The sequence below is a fragment of the Streptomyces sp. NPDC002640 genome (genome assembly GCF_053592575.1).
The window spans coordinates 1-17,206 of record NZ_JBSFVZ010000046.1; the positions used below are offsets into that span (position 1 = coordinate 1).

Annotated in this window: 18 protein-coding genes; 9 read left to right on the top strand and 9 right to left on the bottom strand. The window is 73.9% G+C overall.

Annotated features, from left to right (window positions below; translation table 11 throughout):
• Window positions 1-356: 356 nt before the first annotated feature.
• Together ACWD3O_RS33685 and gdhA are read left to right on the top strand one after the other, a co-directional pair.
• Window positions 357-860 (top strand): anthrone oxygenase family protein, encoded by a 504-nt coding sequence (locus ACWD3O_RS33685; protein WP_451418519.1) that lies wholly within the window; start codon window positions 357-359, stop codon window positions 858-860.
• A 249-nt stretch (window positions 861-1,109) separates the two neighbouring features.
• Window positions 1,110-2,447 (top strand): NADP-specific glutamate dehydrogenase, encoded by a 1,338-nt coding sequence (gdhA, locus tag ACWD3O_RS33690; protein ID WP_451418520.1) that lies wholly within the window; start codon window positions 1,110-1,112, stop codon window positions 2,445-2,447.
• Window positions 2,448-2,490: 43 nt separating this feature from the next.
• On the opposite strand, the gene ACWD3O_RS33695 is transcribed toward gdhA, so the two are convergent.
• Window positions 2,491-3,732, bottom strand: a complete 1,242-nt coding sequence (locus tag ACWD3O_RS33695) for a HEAT repeat domain-containing protein (RefSeq protein ID WP_451418521.1) — start codon at window positions 3,730-3,732, stop codon at window positions 2,491-2,493.
• A 168-nt stretch (window positions 3,733-3,900) separates the two neighbouring features.
• Between ACWD3O_RS33695 and ACWD3O_RS33700 the strand changes: the two genes are divergently transcribed.
• Window positions 3,901-4,749, top strand: coding sequence for a TIGR02452 family protein (locus tag ACWD3O_RS33700; protein WP_451413666.1), 849 nt, complete (start codon window positions 3,901-3,903; stop codon window positions 4,747-4,749).
• A complete protein-coding gene (locus tag ACWD3O_RS33705; protein ID WP_451413665.1) occupies window positions 4,746-5,078 on the top strand; it encodes a hypothetical protein in 333 nt (110 codons plus the stop codon). Before ACWD3O_RS33700 ends, ACWD3O_RS33705 begins: the two co-directional genes overlap by 4 nt.
• Window positions 5,079-5,163: 85 nt before the next feature.
• Here the strand turns inward: ACWD3O_RS33705 and ACWD3O_RS33710 are convergent, their stop codons facing one another.
• Both ACWD3O_RS33710 and cpt read right to left on the bottom strand, forming a co-directional pair.
• Window positions 5,164-5,514: a peptidase inhibitor family I36 protein gene (locus tag ACWD3O_RS33710; protein ID WP_451413664.1), complete on the bottom strand. Its 351-nt coding sequence runs from the start codon at window positions 5,512-5,514 to the stop codon at window positions 5,164-5,166.
• Window positions 5,515-5,608: 94 nt separating this feature from the next.
• Window positions 5,609-6,172 carry a chloramphenicol phosphotransferase CPT gene (cpt, locus tag ACWD3O_RS33715; RefSeq protein WP_451413663.1) on the bottom strand — a complete coding sequence of 188 codons (564 nt, stop codon included), beginning with the start codon at window positions 6,170-6,172 and terminating at the stop codon, window positions 5,609-5,611.
• 146 nt (window positions 6,173-6,318) lie between these two features.
• On the opposite strand from cpt, the gene ACWD3O_RS33720 reads away from it, so the two are divergent.
• A complete protein-coding gene (locus ACWD3O_RS33720; RefSeq protein ID WP_451413662.1) occupies window positions 6,319-8,805 on the top strand; it encodes a tetratricopeptide repeat protein in 2,487 nt (828 codons plus the stop codon).
• Between the two features lie 132 nt (window positions 8,806-8,937).
• Here the strand turns inward: ACWD3O_RS33720 and ACWD3O_RS33725 are convergent, their stop codons facing one another.
• A complete protein-coding gene (locus ACWD3O_RS33725) occupies window positions 8,938-10,692 on the bottom strand; it encodes a CocE/NonD family hydrolase (RefSeq protein WP_451418522.1) in 1,755 nt (584 codons plus the stop codon).
• Between the two features lie 138 nt (window positions 10,693-10,830).
• Between ACWD3O_RS33725 and ACWD3O_RS33730 the strand changes: the two genes are divergently transcribed.
• Entirely contained in the window at window positions 10,831-11,547 is a 717-nt protein-coding gene (locus ACWD3O_RS33730; protein ID WP_451418523.1) for a TetR/AcrR family transcriptional regulator, read from the top strand.
• Between the two features lie 72 nt (window positions 11,548-11,619).
• A complete protein-coding gene (locus ACWD3O_RS33735) occupies window positions 11,620-12,078 on the top strand; it encodes a DNA-binding protein (RefSeq protein WP_451413659.1) in 459 nt (152 codons plus the stop codon).
• A 64-nt stretch (window positions 12,079-12,142) separates the two neighbouring features.
• Here ACWD3O_RS33735 and ACWD3O_RS33740 read toward each other — a convergent pair whose 3' ends face one another.
• Window positions 12,143-12,580: an SgcJ/EcaC family oxidoreductase gene (locus ACWD3O_RS33740; RefSeq protein WP_451418524.1), complete on the bottom strand. Its 438-nt coding sequence runs from the start codon at window positions 12,578-12,580 to the stop codon at window positions 12,143-12,145.
• 206 nt (window positions 12,581-12,786) lie between these two features.
• Here ACWD3O_RS33740 and ACWD3O_RS33745 point away from each other — a divergent pair, with 206 nt between their 5' ends.
• A complete protein-coding gene (locus ACWD3O_RS33745; RefSeq protein WP_451418525.1) occupies window positions 12,787-13,185 on the top strand; it encodes a peptidase inhibitor family I36 protein in 399 nt (132 codons plus the stop codon).
• 30 nt (window positions 13,186-13,215) lie between these two features.
• Here the strand turns inward: ACWD3O_RS33745 and ACWD3O_RS33750 are convergent, their stop codons facing one another.
• From ACWD3O_RS33750 to ACWD3O_RS33765, 4 genes are all read right to left on the bottom strand, one after another.
• Window positions 13,216-13,911, bottom strand: a complete 696-nt coding sequence (locus ACWD3O_RS33750) for a DNA polymerase beta superfamily protein (protein WP_451418526.1) — start codon at window positions 13,909-13,911, stop codon at window positions 13,216-13,218.
• Window positions 13,912-14,056: 145 nt separating this feature from the next.
• Window positions 14,057-14,398, bottom strand: coding sequence for a thioredoxin family protein (locus ACWD3O_RS33755; RefSeq protein WP_451418527.1), 342 nt, complete (start codon window positions 14,396-14,398; stop codon window positions 14,057-14,059).
• The gene (locus ACWD3O_RS33760; RefSeq protein ID WP_451418528.1) at window positions 14,395-14,820 is read right to left on the bottom strand and encodes a MerR family transcriptional regulator; all 426 of its coding nucleotides are present in this window, start codon (window positions 14,818-14,820) and stop codon (window positions 14,395-14,397) included. The genes ACWD3O_RS33755 and ACWD3O_RS33760 overlap by 4 nt, the downstream gene beginning before the upstream one ends.
• Before the next feature lie 115 nt (window positions 14,821-14,935).
• A complete protein-coding gene (locus ACWD3O_RS33765) occupies window positions 14,936-15,142 on the bottom strand; it encodes a hypothetical protein (protein WP_451418529.1) in 207 nt (68 codons plus the stop codon).
• 291 nt (window positions 15,143-15,433) lie between these two features.
• Here ACWD3O_RS33765 and ACWD3O_RS33770 point away from each other — a divergent pair, with 291 nt between their 5' ends.
• Window positions 15,434-17,092, top strand: coding sequence for a catalase (locus tag ACWD3O_RS33770; protein ID WP_451413653.1), 1,659 nt, complete (start codon window positions 15,434-15,436; stop codon window positions 17,090-17,092).
• The last annotated feature ends 114 nt before the right edge of the window (window positions 17,093-17,206 follow it).

The window sequence follows — 17,206 nt, forward strand, 5'->3', positions numbered from 1 at the left end:
AAACGCGCCCGGCACTACGAAGCCATGGTCACCATCGCCTGCCTACGACTCTGGCTCCCCTGACTTTGCGGACACGACCTAGGGCCTGTCCGGCGGATCTTGCACGTGGCTCGCGGGGGCTGGCACGCACGTCTGCCGCGTTGTCGTCACTCAACGACTCCCCCACGCTCGGCTGCGCTCGCGCGGGGGCACCCCCATCGCGTCGCCTCCCTCCTCCGCCTTGCAGCCGCACGCACCAGCCCCCGCTCAGGGCAGCGACAAGGGAACCCGGCAGCAAGAACGGCAAGATCCGCCGGACAGGCCCTATGCTCGCCCCGCACCGAGGACCGGCACTCGACCACCAGGGGGAACCAGGCATGGAAACAGCGCGATCACTCGTCCTCGTCGCGGCGACGGTCACCACCGGGCTGGTCGCCGGCCTGTTCCACGGCTTCTCGATCGCCGTGATGCCCGGCCTGGCCCGCGGCGACGACCGGACCCTCGTCGACGTCATGCGGAGGATCAACGTCGCGATCCTGAACGGCTGGTTCCTGGCCGGGTACGTCGGGGCGCTCCTGCTCGACGTGGCCTCCCTCGTGCTCGTCCTCCTGGACGACGGGTCCCGCGCCGCCGTCCTCCCGGTCGCGGTGGCGACGGCCCTGTACCTGGCGGCCGTGGTGCTCACCGCGCGCGTCAACATCCCGCTGAACAACGCGCTCGAGCAGGCCGGAGCGGACTCCGGGCCGGCCGCCGCGGCCGCCGCGCGGCGCCGGTTCGAGAAGCCCTGGGTGCGCGCCAACCACGGGCGCACCGTCCTGTGCACGCTCGCCCTGACCGCCCTCTGCTGGGCGCTGGTGGTACAGGGCGGCGGCACGGCCTGAGCGTTCCGCGACCCCGCCCGGTCACGGCGGGTGACGGCCCGCGGCGCCCGCGCGCCGCCGCCCCGGCGCCACCCCGCCCGGGCGCCGTCACCCGCTGTGACCGGGCTTCCGCGGGTGTCCGCCATGTGGATACGGACCGTCGCTTTTTTGGAACGACAGGGACAATGGAGGTGCCACAACGTTTCTGCGCGTGCACCTCCGGGACGAGGCGCACGGCATCATTCCGACCACGGAAGGTCACGGCTGCACATGCGCGTCATCGAGTCGCTGTACGCGGAGATTCTTCGCCGGAACCAGGGTGAGACAGAGTTCCACCAGGCGGTGCGCGAGGTACTGGACTCCCTCGGCCCGGTGCTCGAGCGGCGGCCCGAGCTGGTCGAGGCCCGCATCGTCGAGCGCATGGCGGAGCCCGAGCGGCAGCTCATCTTCCGCGTCCCGTGGTCCGACGACGCCGGTGACATCCACGTCAACCGCGGCTTCCGCGTCGAGTTCAGCAGCGTGCTCGGCCCGTACAAGGGCGGCCTGCGCTTCCACCCGTCGGTGAACCTCGGCATCGTGAAGTTCCTCGGCTTCGAGCAGATCTTCAAGAACGCCCTTACCGGCATGCCCATCGGCGGCGGCAAGGGCGGCTCCGACTTCGACCCCAAGGGCCGCTCGGACGCCGAGATCATGCGGTTCTGCCAGTCGTTCATGACGGAGCTCCACCGCCACCTCGGCGAGTACACCGACGTCCCCGCCGGTGACATCGGCGTGGGCGGCCGCGAGATCGGCTACCTCTTCGGCCAGTACAAGCGCATCACCAACCGCTACGAGTCCGGCGTCCTCACCGGCAAGGGCCTCGGCTGGGGCGGCGCCCAGGCGCGCACCGAGGCCACCGGCTACGGCTGCGTCCTGTTCACCCAGGAGATGCTGCGCAGCCGGGGCAGCTCCCTCGACGGCCGGCGCGTCGCGGTGTCCGGCTCCGGCAACGTCGCCATCTACGCCATCGAGAAGGCGCACCAACTCGGCGCCACCGTGGTCACCTGCTCCGACTCAGGCGGCTACGTCGTCGACGAGAAGGGCATCGACCTCGAGCTCCTCAAGGAGATCAAGGAGGTCCGCCGCGGCCGGGTCTCCGAGTACGCCGAGGCCCGCGGCGGCAGCGCCACCTACGTGCCCGGCGCCGGGGTGTGGAGCGTCCCGGTGGACGTCGCCCTGCCCTGCGCGACCCAGAACGAGCTGCACGAGGGCGACGCCGTGGCCCTGGTCCGCAACGGCGTGACCGCCGTCGCCGAGGGCGCCAACATGCCCACCACCCCCGAGGCGGTCCGCGTCTTCCAGGAGGCGGGCGTCGCCTTCGGCCCCGGCAAGGCGGCCAACGCGGGCGGCGTGGCCACCAGCGCCCTGGAGATGCAGCAGAACGCCTCGCGCGACTCCTGGACGTTCGCCCACACCGAGGAGCGGCTGGCGGAGATCATGCGTCACATCCACGACTCCTGCTACACCACCGCCGAGCGCTACGGCAGCCCCGGCAACTACGTGGCGGGTGCCAACATCGCCGGCTTCGAGCTGGTCGCCGACGCCATGCTGGCGCAGGGTCTCATCTGACCCGACCGCCACGCCGCGGCACTCCGGGCCCGGCGCCGCCCCCTCACCGGGGGACGGCGCCGGGCCCGGCCGCGTTCCGGCGGCGGTGGTGCACGAGGAAGTCGGCCCGGACGTCGTGGTGGAACCTCGGCTCCAGCCGCCCCACGCGGTCGTGGGCCTCCCGGGCACGCGGGTCGTCCAGCCGGGCGAGCCCGAACGCGCCGTCCAGACGCAGGCCTTGGTCCTCCTCCGACAAGAGGTTCCACAGGGCGTCGGTCACCAGCGGGTGGTCGTCGCCCGAACCGGCCAGCGCCCGGGTGGCCTCGGCCCGGACGCCGGGATCCGGGTCACCGAGCAGGGTGAGGAGGAGGCGTCGGGTCTCGTCGGCGTGCACGCCGGCATGGCCGATCGCCGTGGCCGTCGCCGCCCGCACTCCGGCGTCGACGTCCCGGGCCAGGGCGGCCACGGCGGTGAGGGCGGCGGGCGGATGGGGCCGCTGCCACATCAGCAGGCAGCCCGCCACGGCCTCGCGTACCCGCCGGTCGGGGTGGCCGGCGTGCGTGACCGTCTTCGCCGCCTCGCCGTCGTCGGCCGTGGCCAGGGCCTCCAGCACCATGGCGAGCACCTCCGCGTCGGTCTCCTCCGCCGCCCAGCCGGCGAGCAGCCGGTCCGCCTCACGCTGCCGGGCCTCGGTGTGCGAGGTGGTGAGGCCCTGGCACCGCAGGTGATCGGCGAGGAAGAGTCGGTGACGGGGCGAGGGGTGGTGCCGGTGGGCGAGCACCGCCCGCCAGGTCGGGTCGCCGCGACGCTCGCCCAGTGTCCACGACGCCTCCCCCCAGTCCGCGTGGTACGGATCGGTACGGACCGCGCGGGCTACCAGTTCGCCGGGCGGGATGTTCAGGCGGAAACGCCACTCCAGCGTGGTGAGGATCGCGCCGTGCCCGCCCCGCACGGCGCGGCCGCCCAGAGCGATCTCCTCGACGAAGAGGAACTCGGGGTCCTCCACCCGTACGACCTCCGCCGGACCGGTCGCTCCCGTGAGCCGTCGCAACTCGGCCTCCGCCCCGGCCTCGTACCAGCGACGGGCCAGGGCGAGCAGCCGTTCCCGTGCGGCGGACGGCAGCCGCAGGCGCGGCTCCGCGCCGAGCAGCGCGGACACCAGTCCGGGGGAGCCCGAGGCCACCGCGCGCGACAGCGGCGTCGACCCGTCCGGCAGCGGACGGTCCGGATCCGCGCCGCCCGCGACCAGGTCGCCGGCGGTCTCCGCGTCGAACGCCTCCACCGCCGCGAGCAGCCTCGCGTCCATCCCCCGTACCCCTCTCCCCCCGAGCGGCTCCGGCCGTGACCGGCGCTCGGCCCCGCAGTCTGGCACAGCCGTGCGGCGGGAAAACCGGTGGGGGATCGCGGCGTCCCGGGGCTAATGTCCGGAGCCGGGGCGGGAGTCGCCCGCCCGGAAGGAGGAACGGCGCACCTGATGAGCGCACGGCTGCGGGGGATCGCCCGCGAGAACGAGGGGATCGTGGCGGCGGGCTTCTACCGCGCGTCCGACGGCCGCACGGTCGACATCGCCGACGCGGTCCGGGAGGCGCGGGAGGGCACCCGGATGGTGGGACCGGATCCCGTGCCGGTGCCGGCCGAGGAACCCGTCCGCACCGTCGTCGAGGTCACGCCCGAGAGCAGCCTGGAGGCCGCGCGCCGGCTCGCCCGGAGCGGTGGCGACCCGGTGGCCGTGCTGAACTTCGCCTCGGCCCGCAACCCCGGGGGCGGCTACCTCAACGGGGCGCAGGCCCAGGAGGAGGCGCTCTGCCGCGGCTCCGCCCTCCACACCTGTCTGCTGCGGGCGCCGGAGTTCTTCGACCACCACCGCGCCGACCGCAGCCCGTTCTACTCGGACCGGGTGATCCACGCGCCCGGCGTCCCGGTCTTCCGGGACGACCGCGGACGTCTGCTCGACGAGCCGTACCGTGTCGGCTTCCTCACCGCCGCCGCGCCCAACGCGGGAGTGATCGCCCGCAGCCTCCCCGACCGGGTCCACGAGGTCCCCGCCGCCCTCGCCGTGAGGGCCGAACGGGTCCTGGAGACGGCCGCCGCCCACGGCTACCGGCGGCTGGTGCTCGGCGCCTGGGGCTGTGGTGTCTTCCGCAACGACCCCGCCCGGGTCGCCGAGGCCTTCCGCGCGCTGCTCGCACCCGGCGGGCGGTTCCAGGGACGGTTCGCGCACGTCGTGTTCGGCGTCCTCGACCGCACCCGTGACGCCGCGACGCGCGGGGCGTTCGAGGAGACCTTCCGTGAGCTGACCCGACAGGAGAGGGTGGACGCATGAGCGACGAGCAGTCCCCCGACGACCTCGATGTCCGCGCAGCCCTGGAAAGCCTCGACGTCAGCGCCCTGGCCGTCAATGTGACGGTGCCGGAGGCGCTGCGGTGGACGGACGTCCGGCGGGGCCAGGAGTTCACCCTGTCCACGCTGAACGTCCGTCTCCTGCCGGACGGCACCCTCGCCGCCAAGGCCTACGGCCGTCCCACGGCGGGAGGCCGCGGTGCCTACGTGTCGTTCCCCGTCCCGGCCGACCGTCCCGAGCTGGCCGCGCTGATCGAGGCGGCGGCCACCCGGGCCTCGGCGCTCTGGGCCGCCCACCGCGGCCTGGGCTGACCACCGCGGCCTGGACTGACCGGGCGCCGACCTGGTCCGACCGGGGGCCGGTCAGGGCGTCGGGCCACCGGGACGGGTCGGACGGTCACTTCCCGAAGCGCACGCTGGCGAAGGCGACGCCCTGCGGGGCCCGCTGCCCGGGAGCCAGGCGCTTGGCCGTGCCGTTGCACTTCTTGCCCGTGTAGACGGTCGCCGCGGAGGACGTCCGGTTCTGCGGGGCGCGGCCCTTCTCGGCCATCGACAGGCACTTACCGCTGGGCGGGTTCTCCACGAAGTAGGGCTTGCCCTTGGCGCCGATCCAGTGGAACTGCCCCTTCGCGGCGGCCGCGGCGACGGGCGCGGCATCGGGAGCGGCAGCGGGGGCGGCGGCCGCGGCCGACGAGAGGCCCGTCATCAGGGCGAGGCCGCAGAGCAGGGCAAGTCCGGAACGTCGCATGTGTGTCAGTGATCGCATGCCCGGTGGAACGATCATCGCGGTCATCGGTCACGCCTCCGTGGGCCGACCGGGGCACGCCGGCGGACCGGGCCCGTCACCGGTCCGCGTCGACCGCGGGGCGGGGTCGGCCCAGGCGGGCCGCGATGGCGCGGGCGCATTCCAGGGACTCCGTACGGGTGGTGTCCACCTCGAGGTCGTAGCGGACCCCACGGTGCACCTGCTCCGCCTGCGCCGCCGCCATCCCCGGAACACGGTCGCCGCGCGCGATCTCACGGCCCGCGGCGACCGCGCTGTCGCACCGGACGCCCACCCACAGCGCGTCCAGGTCGCCCAGGGCCTTCCGCCACCGCTGCTGGGAGTCCGGCCCGCCCAGGAAGACGTCGTCGACGATCACCCGGGCGCCCGCGCGGACCATCGCCACGACGCCCTCGGTCCAGGCGGCCTCCAGGGTCCTGAACTTCTCGCCGATCGTGACCTCGCCGTCCGCGCCGAGCACGATCCCGCCCTCCGACGACTGCATCCTCGCGGGCAGCGCGTCGACGAACGAGTCGCAGCCGAAGGTCAGCCACGGGTCCGGCAGCACCGCCTGCAGACACCGGACGATGCCGGACTTCCCCGCGCTGGAACCGCCGTTGAGAATGATCATTCGCGTGGTCACCGCGCCACGATAGGACCGTCCCCGCAGCGGTGCCACGCGATTTCCGCGGGGTCGGGCGGCGCTCCGCCGCCGAGGCTCCTCCTCCGGGGGCAACCGGAGAGACGCCCCGGGCGTCGTACCCAACGGCCGATCAAGGGAGGACATCCATGCCGAGACCGCAACGGCGCCCGTCCCGCGGCGAGTTGCTCGCCCTGCGTTCGCTGGACCGGTTCGTGGGGCGGCGCGACGAGGTGGCCTCGTTCGCCCGGAACCTGACGAAGGACCCCCTGTCGCGGACGGACCCGGCGAGCTTCCTCTTCCACGTCCGCGGCGTGGCCGGGGTCGGTAAGTCGAGCCTGCTGCGCCAGTGGCGTGAGGCCGCCCGGCGGGCGGGCGCCCTCACCGCCGCCGTCGACGAGAACGACGTGCACGGAGCGCTGTCGGGGATGGTCGCCCTGGCGCGGCAACTGGCGGAGCAGGCGGGGCCGTTGAAGGGGTTCGACAAGGCGGTCGAGCAGTACCGCAGGGCGCAGGAGGCCGCCGCGGAGCCGGCCGACCTCGACGGCGCGGCCGACGACGGTCCCTCGCCGACGACCCGGGCGATCTCCCGCATCGTGCTCGGCGGGGTGTCCGGAGTGGTGCCCGGCGGCCCGCTGCTCTCGGCGATGGTCGACCCGGACACGGTGGCCGAGGGCGTGGACCGGATCCAGGACCGCGTCCGCAACCGGCACCCCCGCGTGCGCACGCCCGAACTCGGCCCGGTGAGCCAGGAGTTCGTCACCGCGCTCGGCGACCTCTGCGAGAAGTACCCGTGGGTGGTGCTCTTCCTGGACACCTGGGAGGAGACCGGCCGCCATCTCGACGTGTGGCTGCGGACGTTGCTGAGTGACGGGTACGGGCCGCTGCCCGTCAACGTCGTCGTCGTGCTGGCGGGGCGGAACGACCTCTCGGAGCCGGAGTGGGCGGGGCTGAAGGCCGAGGGGCAGGACGTACCGCTGGAGGCGTTCACCGAACAGGAGACCCGTGAGCTGCTGGCCCGGCGCGGAGTCACCGAGCCGGGGACCGTCGAGGCGGTGGGGCGGCTGTCCATGGGCCTGCCGCTCCTCGCCGACCTCCTCGCGCTGGCCCGGCCCGAGGGCGCCGACGCCGTGGACGCCGACGGGGACGCGGCGGAGGCCGCCGTCGAACGGTTCGTCCGGTGGATCGCCGATCCGCTGTGCCGCGAGGTGGTCCTGACCTGCGCGCTCGCACCCCGCCTCAATGAGGACGTGTTCGCGGCGGCGGTGCCCGAGGAGGCGCGTCACCTGTGGAGCTGGCTCTGCGGGCAGCCCTTCGTCAGCGGCAGCGGCGCGTACAAGAAGTACCACGCCGTCGTCCGCGCGGGGATGGTCCGGCGTGAGCGGGCGCGCTCCCCGCAGGGCTGGACCGCCGTCCACCTGCGGCTGGCCGAGGCGCACGCCGCCTGGCGGGCCGGCCTCGAGGAGAACCTGCCCGAAGGCCGTCGCGGGCAGGACGCCCGGTGGTGGCGTCACCGGATCGACGAGACGTACCACCGGCTCTGCGCCCACCCCGGCAGCGGTACGGCCGGTGTGCTGGAGGAGGCCGTGCACGCCGCCGAGGCCGGACCGGAAACCTTGCGGCTGTGGGCCGACGCCTTCGGCCAGGCCGCGGAGGACACCGACGACGACTCCCTGCGGGAGCTGGCCGGCCGGATCCGTGCGGCCACGGAGGCCGCGGGGGACGTGGTCGTCGCCGCGCTGGAGGTACTGCTCGCGCAGCGGACGCTCGGTCCCGCGGCCCGCGCGCACGCCCATGTGGTGCGCGGCCGGCACCTGGAGGTCGCCGGCCAGGAGGAGGCGGCCGCCGCCGAGTTCGACCGGGCCGTCGCGCTCGACCCGGACAGTGCCGCCGCCCGCTTCCACCGGGGGCGCGCCCACCTTCGGGCCGGCCGTGAGGAGGAGGCCGTCGACGACCTCGCCGCCGCCGTCCGCCTCGACCCCACCGACGCGCGGGCGCTCTTCCAGCGGGGCGAGGCGCACCGCCGGGCCGGGAGGTGGGACGAGGCCCTCGCGGACCTCACCGCCACCCTGGCCCTCGACCCCGGTCACACCCGCGCCCTCGGTTCCCGCGGCCAGGTCCACCGGCAGGCCGGGCTGCTCGACGAGGCGATCGCCGACTTCACCGCCGCCCTCGCCCTCGACCCGGGCTACGCCTGGGCCCTCGGCTCCCGTGGCCGGACCCACCGGGAGGCCGGCCGCCACCCGCAGGCCGTCGCCGATCTCACCGCGGCGCTGGCGCTGCGGCCGGACTACGCCTGGGCGCTGGCCGAACGCGGCAAGACGCACCGGCTGTCCGGGGCTCTCGACGAGGCCGTCGCCGACCTCACCGCGGCGCTCGCCCTGCTCCCCGACTACCGCTGGGCCCTGGTGGAACGGGGCCTCGCCCTTCTGCACGCCTCCCGCTGCGAGGAGGCGGAGGCCGACTTCACCGCCGCCCTCGCCCTCGACCCCGACGACGTCTGGGCCCTCGTCGGCCGGGGCCGCGCCCGCACCCTCGCCGGCCGCACCGACGCCGCCCGCCAGGACTTCGACCGCGCGGCCACCCTGGACCCGGACGGCGCGTGGCGACGCGACCTCCCGGGCGCCCCGCGGTGAACGGGGCCTGGGACGCGGACGGAGCCGAGCTCCGTGTCGACCCGTACGCGAGCGGCGACGACGCCCAGTGAAGAGGTGGAACGCCCGCCGCGACGCGTTGCTGTTCCGGACGAGCTGGTGCACCGGGCGAGGTCACGACGGACCGGCGGTCCCGCCCGCCCGGGGCTCGGGGAGCAGCAGGGCGGAGCCGGGGTGGACGGTGATTCGGACCGGGATGCCTGTCGTCGCCTCGGCCGCCGGTTCGGTGGTGCCCGGGTGCCGGGCGAAGCGGGGGTGGGCGCCGCCGCTGATCTGCCAGCGGATCCGGTGACCCGCGCGGAAGCGGTGTGCCGTGGAGCCCATCGGGACGGTGAACTCCACGGTCGCGCCGCCCTCGGCGTTCACGACGCCCAGCCCGTCGCAGACGTTGACGGAGCGCCCCTGCTCGTCGACCTCGCAGAGGCGGGTGAAGACGTGGCAGCGGCCGGTGTCCGCGGAGACCGCGAGGCGGGCGGTGACCGGGCCGAGGACGTCGAGCGGGTCGGTCAGGGGGTCGCTGGTGAAGGTCACCACGTCCGCCCGCGCCTCGAGTTCACCGTTGTCGCGGGGCCCCGCGGCGAGGGAGAGCACGGGGCCGCCCACGGACGGCGTGGGATCGGCGGGGTCGTAGCGGAAGGTGACCAGACCGCCGGGCCCGCGGACGCCCTCCCGGCCCAGTCGGCCCTCCGGCGAGGCGAACCAGGGTGGCCGGTCGGCGGGCGGCGGCCAGTCGTCGAGGTCGCGCCACTCGTCCTCGCCGCCGACGTGGACACGCACCCGGGTGGGGCGGAGCGCGTCGCGCTCGCCGCAGAGGTGCGCCCGCAGCCAGGCGAGCGTCTCGGCGAACACCCGCGGCCAGCCCTCCTGGAGCGCGGACCCGTGGGTCCAGGGGCCGACGAGCAGGGACACCTCGGACCCGGCCGCGCGGAGCCGGGCGTACTCCTCGAAGGTCTGGTCGACGAGTGCGTCGTGCCAGCCCGTCGTCAGCGCGACGGGCGTCCCCGACGCGGCAGGAAGCCCGCCGAGCGACGCGCCCTCCCAGAACGGGTCGTCGGCGTCCGGGTGCGTCAGGATCTCGTCCAGCCAGCCGCCCTCCTCGCCGAGGACGTCCTGCCAGGCGCGCCGCAGCGGCCAGGCGCGGGTGATGCCGCCCAGGGAACGGCGCAGCCGGTTCACCGCAGCCGCGAAGCGGAACACGCCGCGGTGCTGGTGGATGGTGCCGACGCCGGATATCAGGGCGTTCTCCAGGTGGAGCGCGCCGTGGCCGTGGAAGAATCGGTACGGGTCGTGCAGGCCGACCTGGACGGCCACCGCCTTGAGCTCCGGGGGCGCGGCGCTCGCCAGCGCCCACTGCGTGTAGCCCAGATAGCTGGGGCCCACCGTGCCGAGCCGGCCGTCGAACCAGGGCTGTTCGCGCAGCCACTCGACGGTGGCCAGGGCGTCGGCGGTCTCGTTGCGCCAGTGGTGGAACGTGCCGCCGGACCCGCCCGTCCCGCGGCAGCTCTGCAGGACGACGTGGAAGCCCTGCTCGGCGAAGAGCAGACCGTACATCGGGGACCAGGGCAGGCCCCTGCCGTACGGGGACCGCACCAGGAGCGTGGGGAACGCGCCCTCCGCGCGGGGGAAGTAGTGGTCGGTGACCAGCGGGCTGCCGTCGGCGCCCGGGACGGCCTGCCTCCTCTCCGTTCCGACGCGGAACCGCCGCTCGGGCAGCCCGCGCCAGGTCGCCCGCAGCAGGCGGGAGGACAGCGGGACGCGGGCATTCTTCGGCGTCCCGGTGGTCGTCGGGGCCCCGTCCTGCGGGTGCGGGTGCGGGTCCGGGTGCGGCAGGGGTCGAGGGTGCTGAGGGTGCTGGGTGTGGGGAGGCATCGCCGTCTCCTCGCAGGGGCGTCGTCGGTCGTGTTTTCTCGTACGCTGTACGAGAATAGCGGGTGCTTGGATGGCGTCACAGGGCCGTGGATCTCCGCGGCCGGCGGACGGGACCGGAGAAGCGGGCGGTGACGGCGGGTGCGGAGCGAGGAAGCGTCCGAGGGCGGGGGAGTGGACCCCCGGGAGCTGTGGCTCGGGCACGGCCGGCCGCGCCGGGGGCGCAGGCCCGCCTTCACCCGCGAGGGGATCGTCACCGCGGCGGTCGAGCTGGCCGACGCGGAAGGGCTGGAGGCGGTCAGCATGCGGCAGGTCGCCGCACGGGTGGGCGCCGGTGTGATGTCGCTGTACAGCTACGCGCCGGACAAGGAGACGCTGCTGGAGCTGATGGTGGACCACGTCGCGGGCGAGCTGCCCGTCGACCGGGAGCCGACCGGTGACTGGCGGGGCGACCTGAAGGCCGTCGCGCGGCTCCAGCGGGCCCACATGCTGCGCCACCGCTGGCTTCCCGCGGCCCTCGCCACCCGCCGCACGCCCGGCCCCAACACCCTCGCCTTCCTGGAGCACGTGCTGGCCGCGCTGCGCCCGAGCGGACTGGACGGGGCCGCCCGCATGGAGGTGTTCGCGCAGGTCACCGCCTTCGTCGCCGGACACGTCGCCCACGAGATCGCGCAGGCGTCGTCGGCGCGCACGCCGGAGCGGTCCGCCGCCGAGGCCCGCTACCTGGCCGAGGTGGCCGCCGACGGGCGGCACCCCGAACTCGCCGAGGTGCTGGCCTCCCCGCACCGGCCCGTGGACCCCGACGCCACCTTCGCGCGCTTCCTCGACCGCCTGGTCGACGGCCTCGACGCGGCGTGACACAAGTCCGTGTGAACAACTCGTTCACCATAAACGGTTGACAAGAGATCGTGTAGGCCCGAAGGTGGACCCATGGCCAGGACACCCGAACAGCAGCCCGTACCCGCCGACCCGTTCCAGGCGCCCGACCCCGAGGAGGCGCGAGCCAGGAGGGCGCCCGCCGCCCTGTTCCGGATCGCCGAGCGTCACGCGGCGACCGACGAGCAGCGCCGTCGCCAGACCCACCCGGCCGTGCCGGCGCCGCACGAGGCGGTGCGACTGGTGGCGTTCCTGCTGAGCGGGGCCGCCCGCCCGGAGGACGGCGAACCGGAGGTCGACCAGGCCGACATCACCGCCGCCCTGACCCTTCTCCCGCTGGTCCGCGGGGAGTTGGACGAACTCGAGACCGGCCTGCTGCAGATGGCCCGGGGGCGGGGCATGACCTGGCAGGAGATCGCCTTCGGCCTCGGACTCGGCACCCAGCAGGCCGCCCGGCAGCGGTACGAGCGCCTCGCCGCGCGCACCGGGCGCGAGGAGGAGACGGAGCGGTGACCCCGGCGCACGGGGTTCCGGCGGCCCGTGCCGCCGGAACCCCGTACGCCGGCGGGGGAGGCGCTCAGTCCTCGCCGTCGGGAGCGGTGGTGTTCTGGCAGGCCGTCAGCAGCCACCGCCCGTCCTCCTTGGCGGCGACGTACAGCGGAGTGCCCTCGCCGGCGGGCGAGCCGTCCGGCGCGAAGTACCGCTGGCGCACCTTGACGGCGGCCACGTCCGGCCGGACGAAGGTCACGTGCTCCACCTCGTACGTGGCGCTGCTCCCGTCCGCGTTCCAGCCGGGGAGCACCCGGGCGGTGAACTCCGCGATGGCGTCGCGCCCGTAGAGGCGCACCCCGCCGCCGGTGGTCCACAGGGCGTCGTCCCGGAAGAGGGCGATGAACTCGTCGACCAGTTGGCCGCTCTGCACCCGCTCTACGGTCGCGACCAGGGCGCGCAGTGCGGCCGTCTCGGCGTCGGGGTCGGCGGGCAGGCGGTGCATGTCGTGCACGGAAGAGGTCATGCGCCCAGCCTGCGACCTCGACCGCGCTCGAGGTCAAGCGCCGCCCTGCCGGAGCGGAAACCGTTCGTCACCCCGGTCACGCCGGGTCAACGGCACCGTGCCCCGGCATGACCCGCAGGAGTGGCATCGCGGCGGAACCGACGTGGCGCGCCGCCGGCTCGGGCACGGTGGGAAGCGGAATCCGACTTCTCACCCATGGAGGCGGCATGCGTCGTCCGTCGATCACCAGGCGAACCGGACTCGGACTCGCCCTCGCGCTCACCGCTCTGCTCGGAGGGACCACCGCGGCCACGGCCGCACCCGGCGGTGGCACCGCGCTCGAGCGCGCGGCCGCCCAGTGCGGCCCCAACGAGATCTGCTTCTGGCAGGACAACGACTACGAAGGCACCCCCTGGCGCTGGACCCCCGGCAGCGGCTACCGGGACCTGCCGCCCTACCTCCACGACAACGTCGGCTCCTTCTACGCCAACGCCCCCGGCTGCTTCATCGACTGGGACCCCCACGAGATGCGCCGGGTCGCGATGGGGGACTACTCCAACGCCTACAAGTGGGGCGGGAAGTTCGGCACCCGGATCGACGCGGTGACGATCTACCAGAACTGCTGACCGGCAGGCCGGCCCCGCGTCCCCCTTCCGTCAGGGCAGGGGCGTGAAGAAGTGGGCGCGGACCCGGTGCAGCCAGGCCTCCACCGGGCCCTCGTCCGGGGCGTCGGGGAGGACGGTGCGCGCCTCCTCGAAGGCTGTCCGGTAGTGGTCCAGCAGGGGCTGCGCGGCGGTGGGGTCCGTGGCGACCCGCTCGCCGAAGTCGTGGAACTCCTGCGGGTCGTCGACCCGCACGGTGAGCCGCCCGGTGGTGTAGAGCTCCAGCCCCTGCGAGCAGAGCCGCTTGAGGTGACGGGCGTGCTTGGCGGTCCGCGCGCGCCGCTCGGGCGCGTCGTCGCTCCCGCCCCGGCCCTGCAGACGCCTGAACTGCTGCACGGCGTAACCGAGATACGCGTCCCGCACCCTGCCCGCGCTGAGCAACGAGGCGCGGACGGCTATGAGTTCGTCGCCCAGCGGGGTGCGGACCTCGTACAACTCGTCAGGCAGCCAGGCCAGTTCCATGGCGGTGGGGTTGCAGGACAGGGCCAGGCGGCACCACTTGGCCGCCTCGTGCAGCGTCCGGTCCGGCGCGGTGGTCACGTGGGACTCCTTCGGCCTCCGCAGGCCGTGCAGCTCCACGGTGGGCGCGGCGAAGAGACCGAGCCGGTCCACGTCCGACCCGGCGTGGGCGAGGCCGTACGCGGTGGAGCCCACGATCCCGGACAGCAGGACGTTCTCGACTGCGCTCATGGCGGCTCCCCCTGGTGATCACGCGGACCCCGCGCAGCGCCCATTCTCACGGCCGCCCCGCCGCGCGTCACCCGCATTTCCCCCGGCTCCCGGCCCCCGACCCTCGGCCCCGGGTCCGTGGCCCCCGCCGTCGACGGCCCAGGGCCTACAGGGCCTGCAGGGCCTCGTCCACCGCCTCCAGCAGCCGCCGCTTGGGCATCGCGCCGCGCAGCGAACGCAACGGCTCGCCCCCGCGGAACAGCAGGAACGTCGGCATGGAGAGCACGCCGTACCGGTTGGTCGTCTCCGGGCTGGTGTCGACGTCGAGCTGCACCACCTTGAGGCGCTCGCCCTCCTCCGCGGCGAGCGCGGTGAACACCGGGGCCATCTGCCGGCACGGCGGGCACCAGTCCGCGGTGAACTCCACCAGCACCGGCAGTTCGGCGCCGAGGACCTCCGCCGCGAAATCCGCGTCCGTCACCTCGGCCACGCCCTTCGCCCTGCTCATCCTCGTCCTCCCAGTTCGCAGACGGGTTCCGGGCCGCCCGGAACCAGCGCCTCGGCGGCCAGCCGGTCACCGGCCCGCTCGGCGCGGGCGAGCTGCCGTGCCACCTTTTCCCGCACCGCCCGGAGCTGCTCGATCATGCTGTCGAGCTCGTCCAGCTTGTGCCGGTACACCAGCCGGGACGCCGGGCAGGCATCGCCCTCCGGGTGGCCCGCGCGCAGGCACTCCAGGAACGGCCGTGTCTCCTCGAGTCCGAAGCCGAAGTCCTGGAGGGTCCGGATCTGCCGCACCTGCGCGAGATCGCGCTCGTCGTAGGTGCGGTGACCGTTGCCGTCCCGCCGCGCCGACAGCAGCCCGCGCGACTCGTAGTACCGCAGGGTCCGGGTGGTGGTCCCGGCCCGGGCGGCCAGCTCGCCGATTCGCATGGGACGACCGTAGGGCCTGACGCCGACGTCAAGGCAACACGCCGGAACGCCGGGACGGCCTCGGCCGTCCCGGCGTTCGTTCCGTGTCGTCGCGGGGAGCGCTTCCCCCGCCGAGCTAGGGCAGCAGTTTGTCGAGCGCCGCGGGTCCTTCGGTGGCCAGCTTGCGCTCGGCCCACTTCAGGGTGTCGGGCGTGACGTCGCGCCCCGTCGCCAGGACCAGGTCCTCGGGGGTCACCTCGGTGTCGGGACGGGCGTGGAGCTTCCCGTCCGGGGTGACCCCCTCGGAGGAGGCACGGGACTCGTCGGGCTGTGCAGTCGACATGGGTCTCTCCCTCGGCTCGCCGATTGGCACCCGCGTACCCGAGGGAAACGTGACCTATGCCTGCGAAACGGACGCGGGGCAGTGGTGGCGGTCCGGGCCCGCCCGGACGCTGCGTTCCGGTGAAGGGGGTACAGGGTTCCGGAGGAGATCTTCGGGAGTCCCTCGGGCCCCTCGCGTACCGATCGCCGCTCAGGGCAAAGGGTGCTAAAACCGTAAAAGCCCTACAACAGCGTGTCGCGTGCCCGCGTACGGTGCGTGAGCGCGGCGACCAGCCGAAGGAGCACCCCCCGCATGACGGATGTATCCAGCAAGGGCCCCGCGCAGGGTGACGACAGGGAGATCCTCACCAACCGGCAGGGCCATTTCGTCTACGACAACCAGAACCAGCGCACCGTGGGCGCGCGGGGACCGGCCACGCTGGAGAACTACCAGTTCCTCGAGAAGATCAGCCACTTCGACCGCGAGCGCATCCCCGAGCGCGTGGTCCACGCCCGCGGAGCCACCGCCTTCGGGTACTTCGAGGCGTACGGCGCCTGGGGGGACGAGCCCATCGCGCAGTACACGCGGGCCAAGCTCTTCCAGGAGCGCGGCAAGCGGACCCGGGTCGCCTGCCGGTTCTCCACGGTGATCGGTGGCCGCGACTCCTCGGAGTGCAGCCGCGACCCCCGCGGCTTCGCGGTGAAGTTCTACACCGAGGACGGCAACTGGGACCTGGTCGGCAACAACCTGGGCGTCTTCTTCATCCGCGACGCCATCAAGTTCCCCGACGTCATCCACGCCCTCAAGCCGGACCCGGTCACCTTCGTCCAGCAGCCGCGCCGGATCTTCGACTTCATGTCGCAGACCCCCGAGTCGATGCACATGCTGGTGAACCTGTTCAGCCCGCGCGGCATCCCCGCCGACTACCGGCACCAGCAGGGCTTCGGCGTCAACACCTACAAGTGGGTCAACCAGCAGGGTGAGACCAAGCTGGTGAAGTACCACTGGATGCCCAAGCAGGGCGTCAAGAGCATGACCGAGGAGGACGCCGCCAACCTGCAGGCCCAGGACACCGGCCACGCCACGGCGGACCTCTACGGCTCGATCGAGCGGGGCGACTACCCGGAGTGGGAGCTCCTCGTCCAGATGATGGACGACCACGAGCACCCGGAGCTGGACTTCGACCCGCTGGACGACACCAAGACCTGGCCCGAGCAGGAGTTCCCGCCCAAGGCGGTCGGCCGCATGGTCCTCGACCGCTGCCCGGAGGACTTCTTCGCTGAGTCGGAGCAGATCGCCTTCGGCACCGGCGTCCTCGTCGACGGCCTGGACTTCTCCGACGACAAGATGCTGGTCGGCCGCACCTTCTCCTACAGCGACACCCAGCGCTACCGGGTGGGCCCGAACTACCTCCAGCTCCCCGTCAACCAGCCCGACCACGGACTGGTCCGCACCAACCAGCGCGACGGCCAGATGACGTACCACGTCGACGGCGGGGGCGGCAATCCGATCGTCAACTACGAGCCGTCCATCCTCGGCGGGCTGCGCGAGGCCCACTACCCGACCCACGATGAGCAGGGTCCGGAGATCAGCGGGCGCCTCACCCGCAAGCGCATCCCGCGCACCAACGACTACCTCCAGGCCGGGCAGCGCTACTGCCTGATGGAGCAGTGGGAGCAGGACGACCTGGTCAAGAACATGATCGACCTGCTCTCGCAGTGCGACCGTCCCATCCAGGAGCGCATGGTCTGGCACTTCTTCCTGGTCGAGAACGACCTCGGGAAGCGGGTCGGCGAGGGTCTCGGCATCGGCGCGCAGGACGTCGCCCACCTCGAGCCCCTGGAGAGCCAGGACCTCACCGACGAGGACCGGAAGCGGCTGGGCAACCTCGGCAACAACCCGCCGCGGAACGTGGAAGGTCTCACCATGACCCACTGCGTCCCCGACGAGCGGTTCGTGGTCACCCGCTGACCCGGCCCGCCGGAACGGACGTCGCCCCCCCCCCCGGGCGCGCGCGGGGGGCCGGGCCGGCCGGCCCGCGCCCGGGGGGGCCGGGCGCCGGGCGCGGCCCCGGGCGGCCGGCGC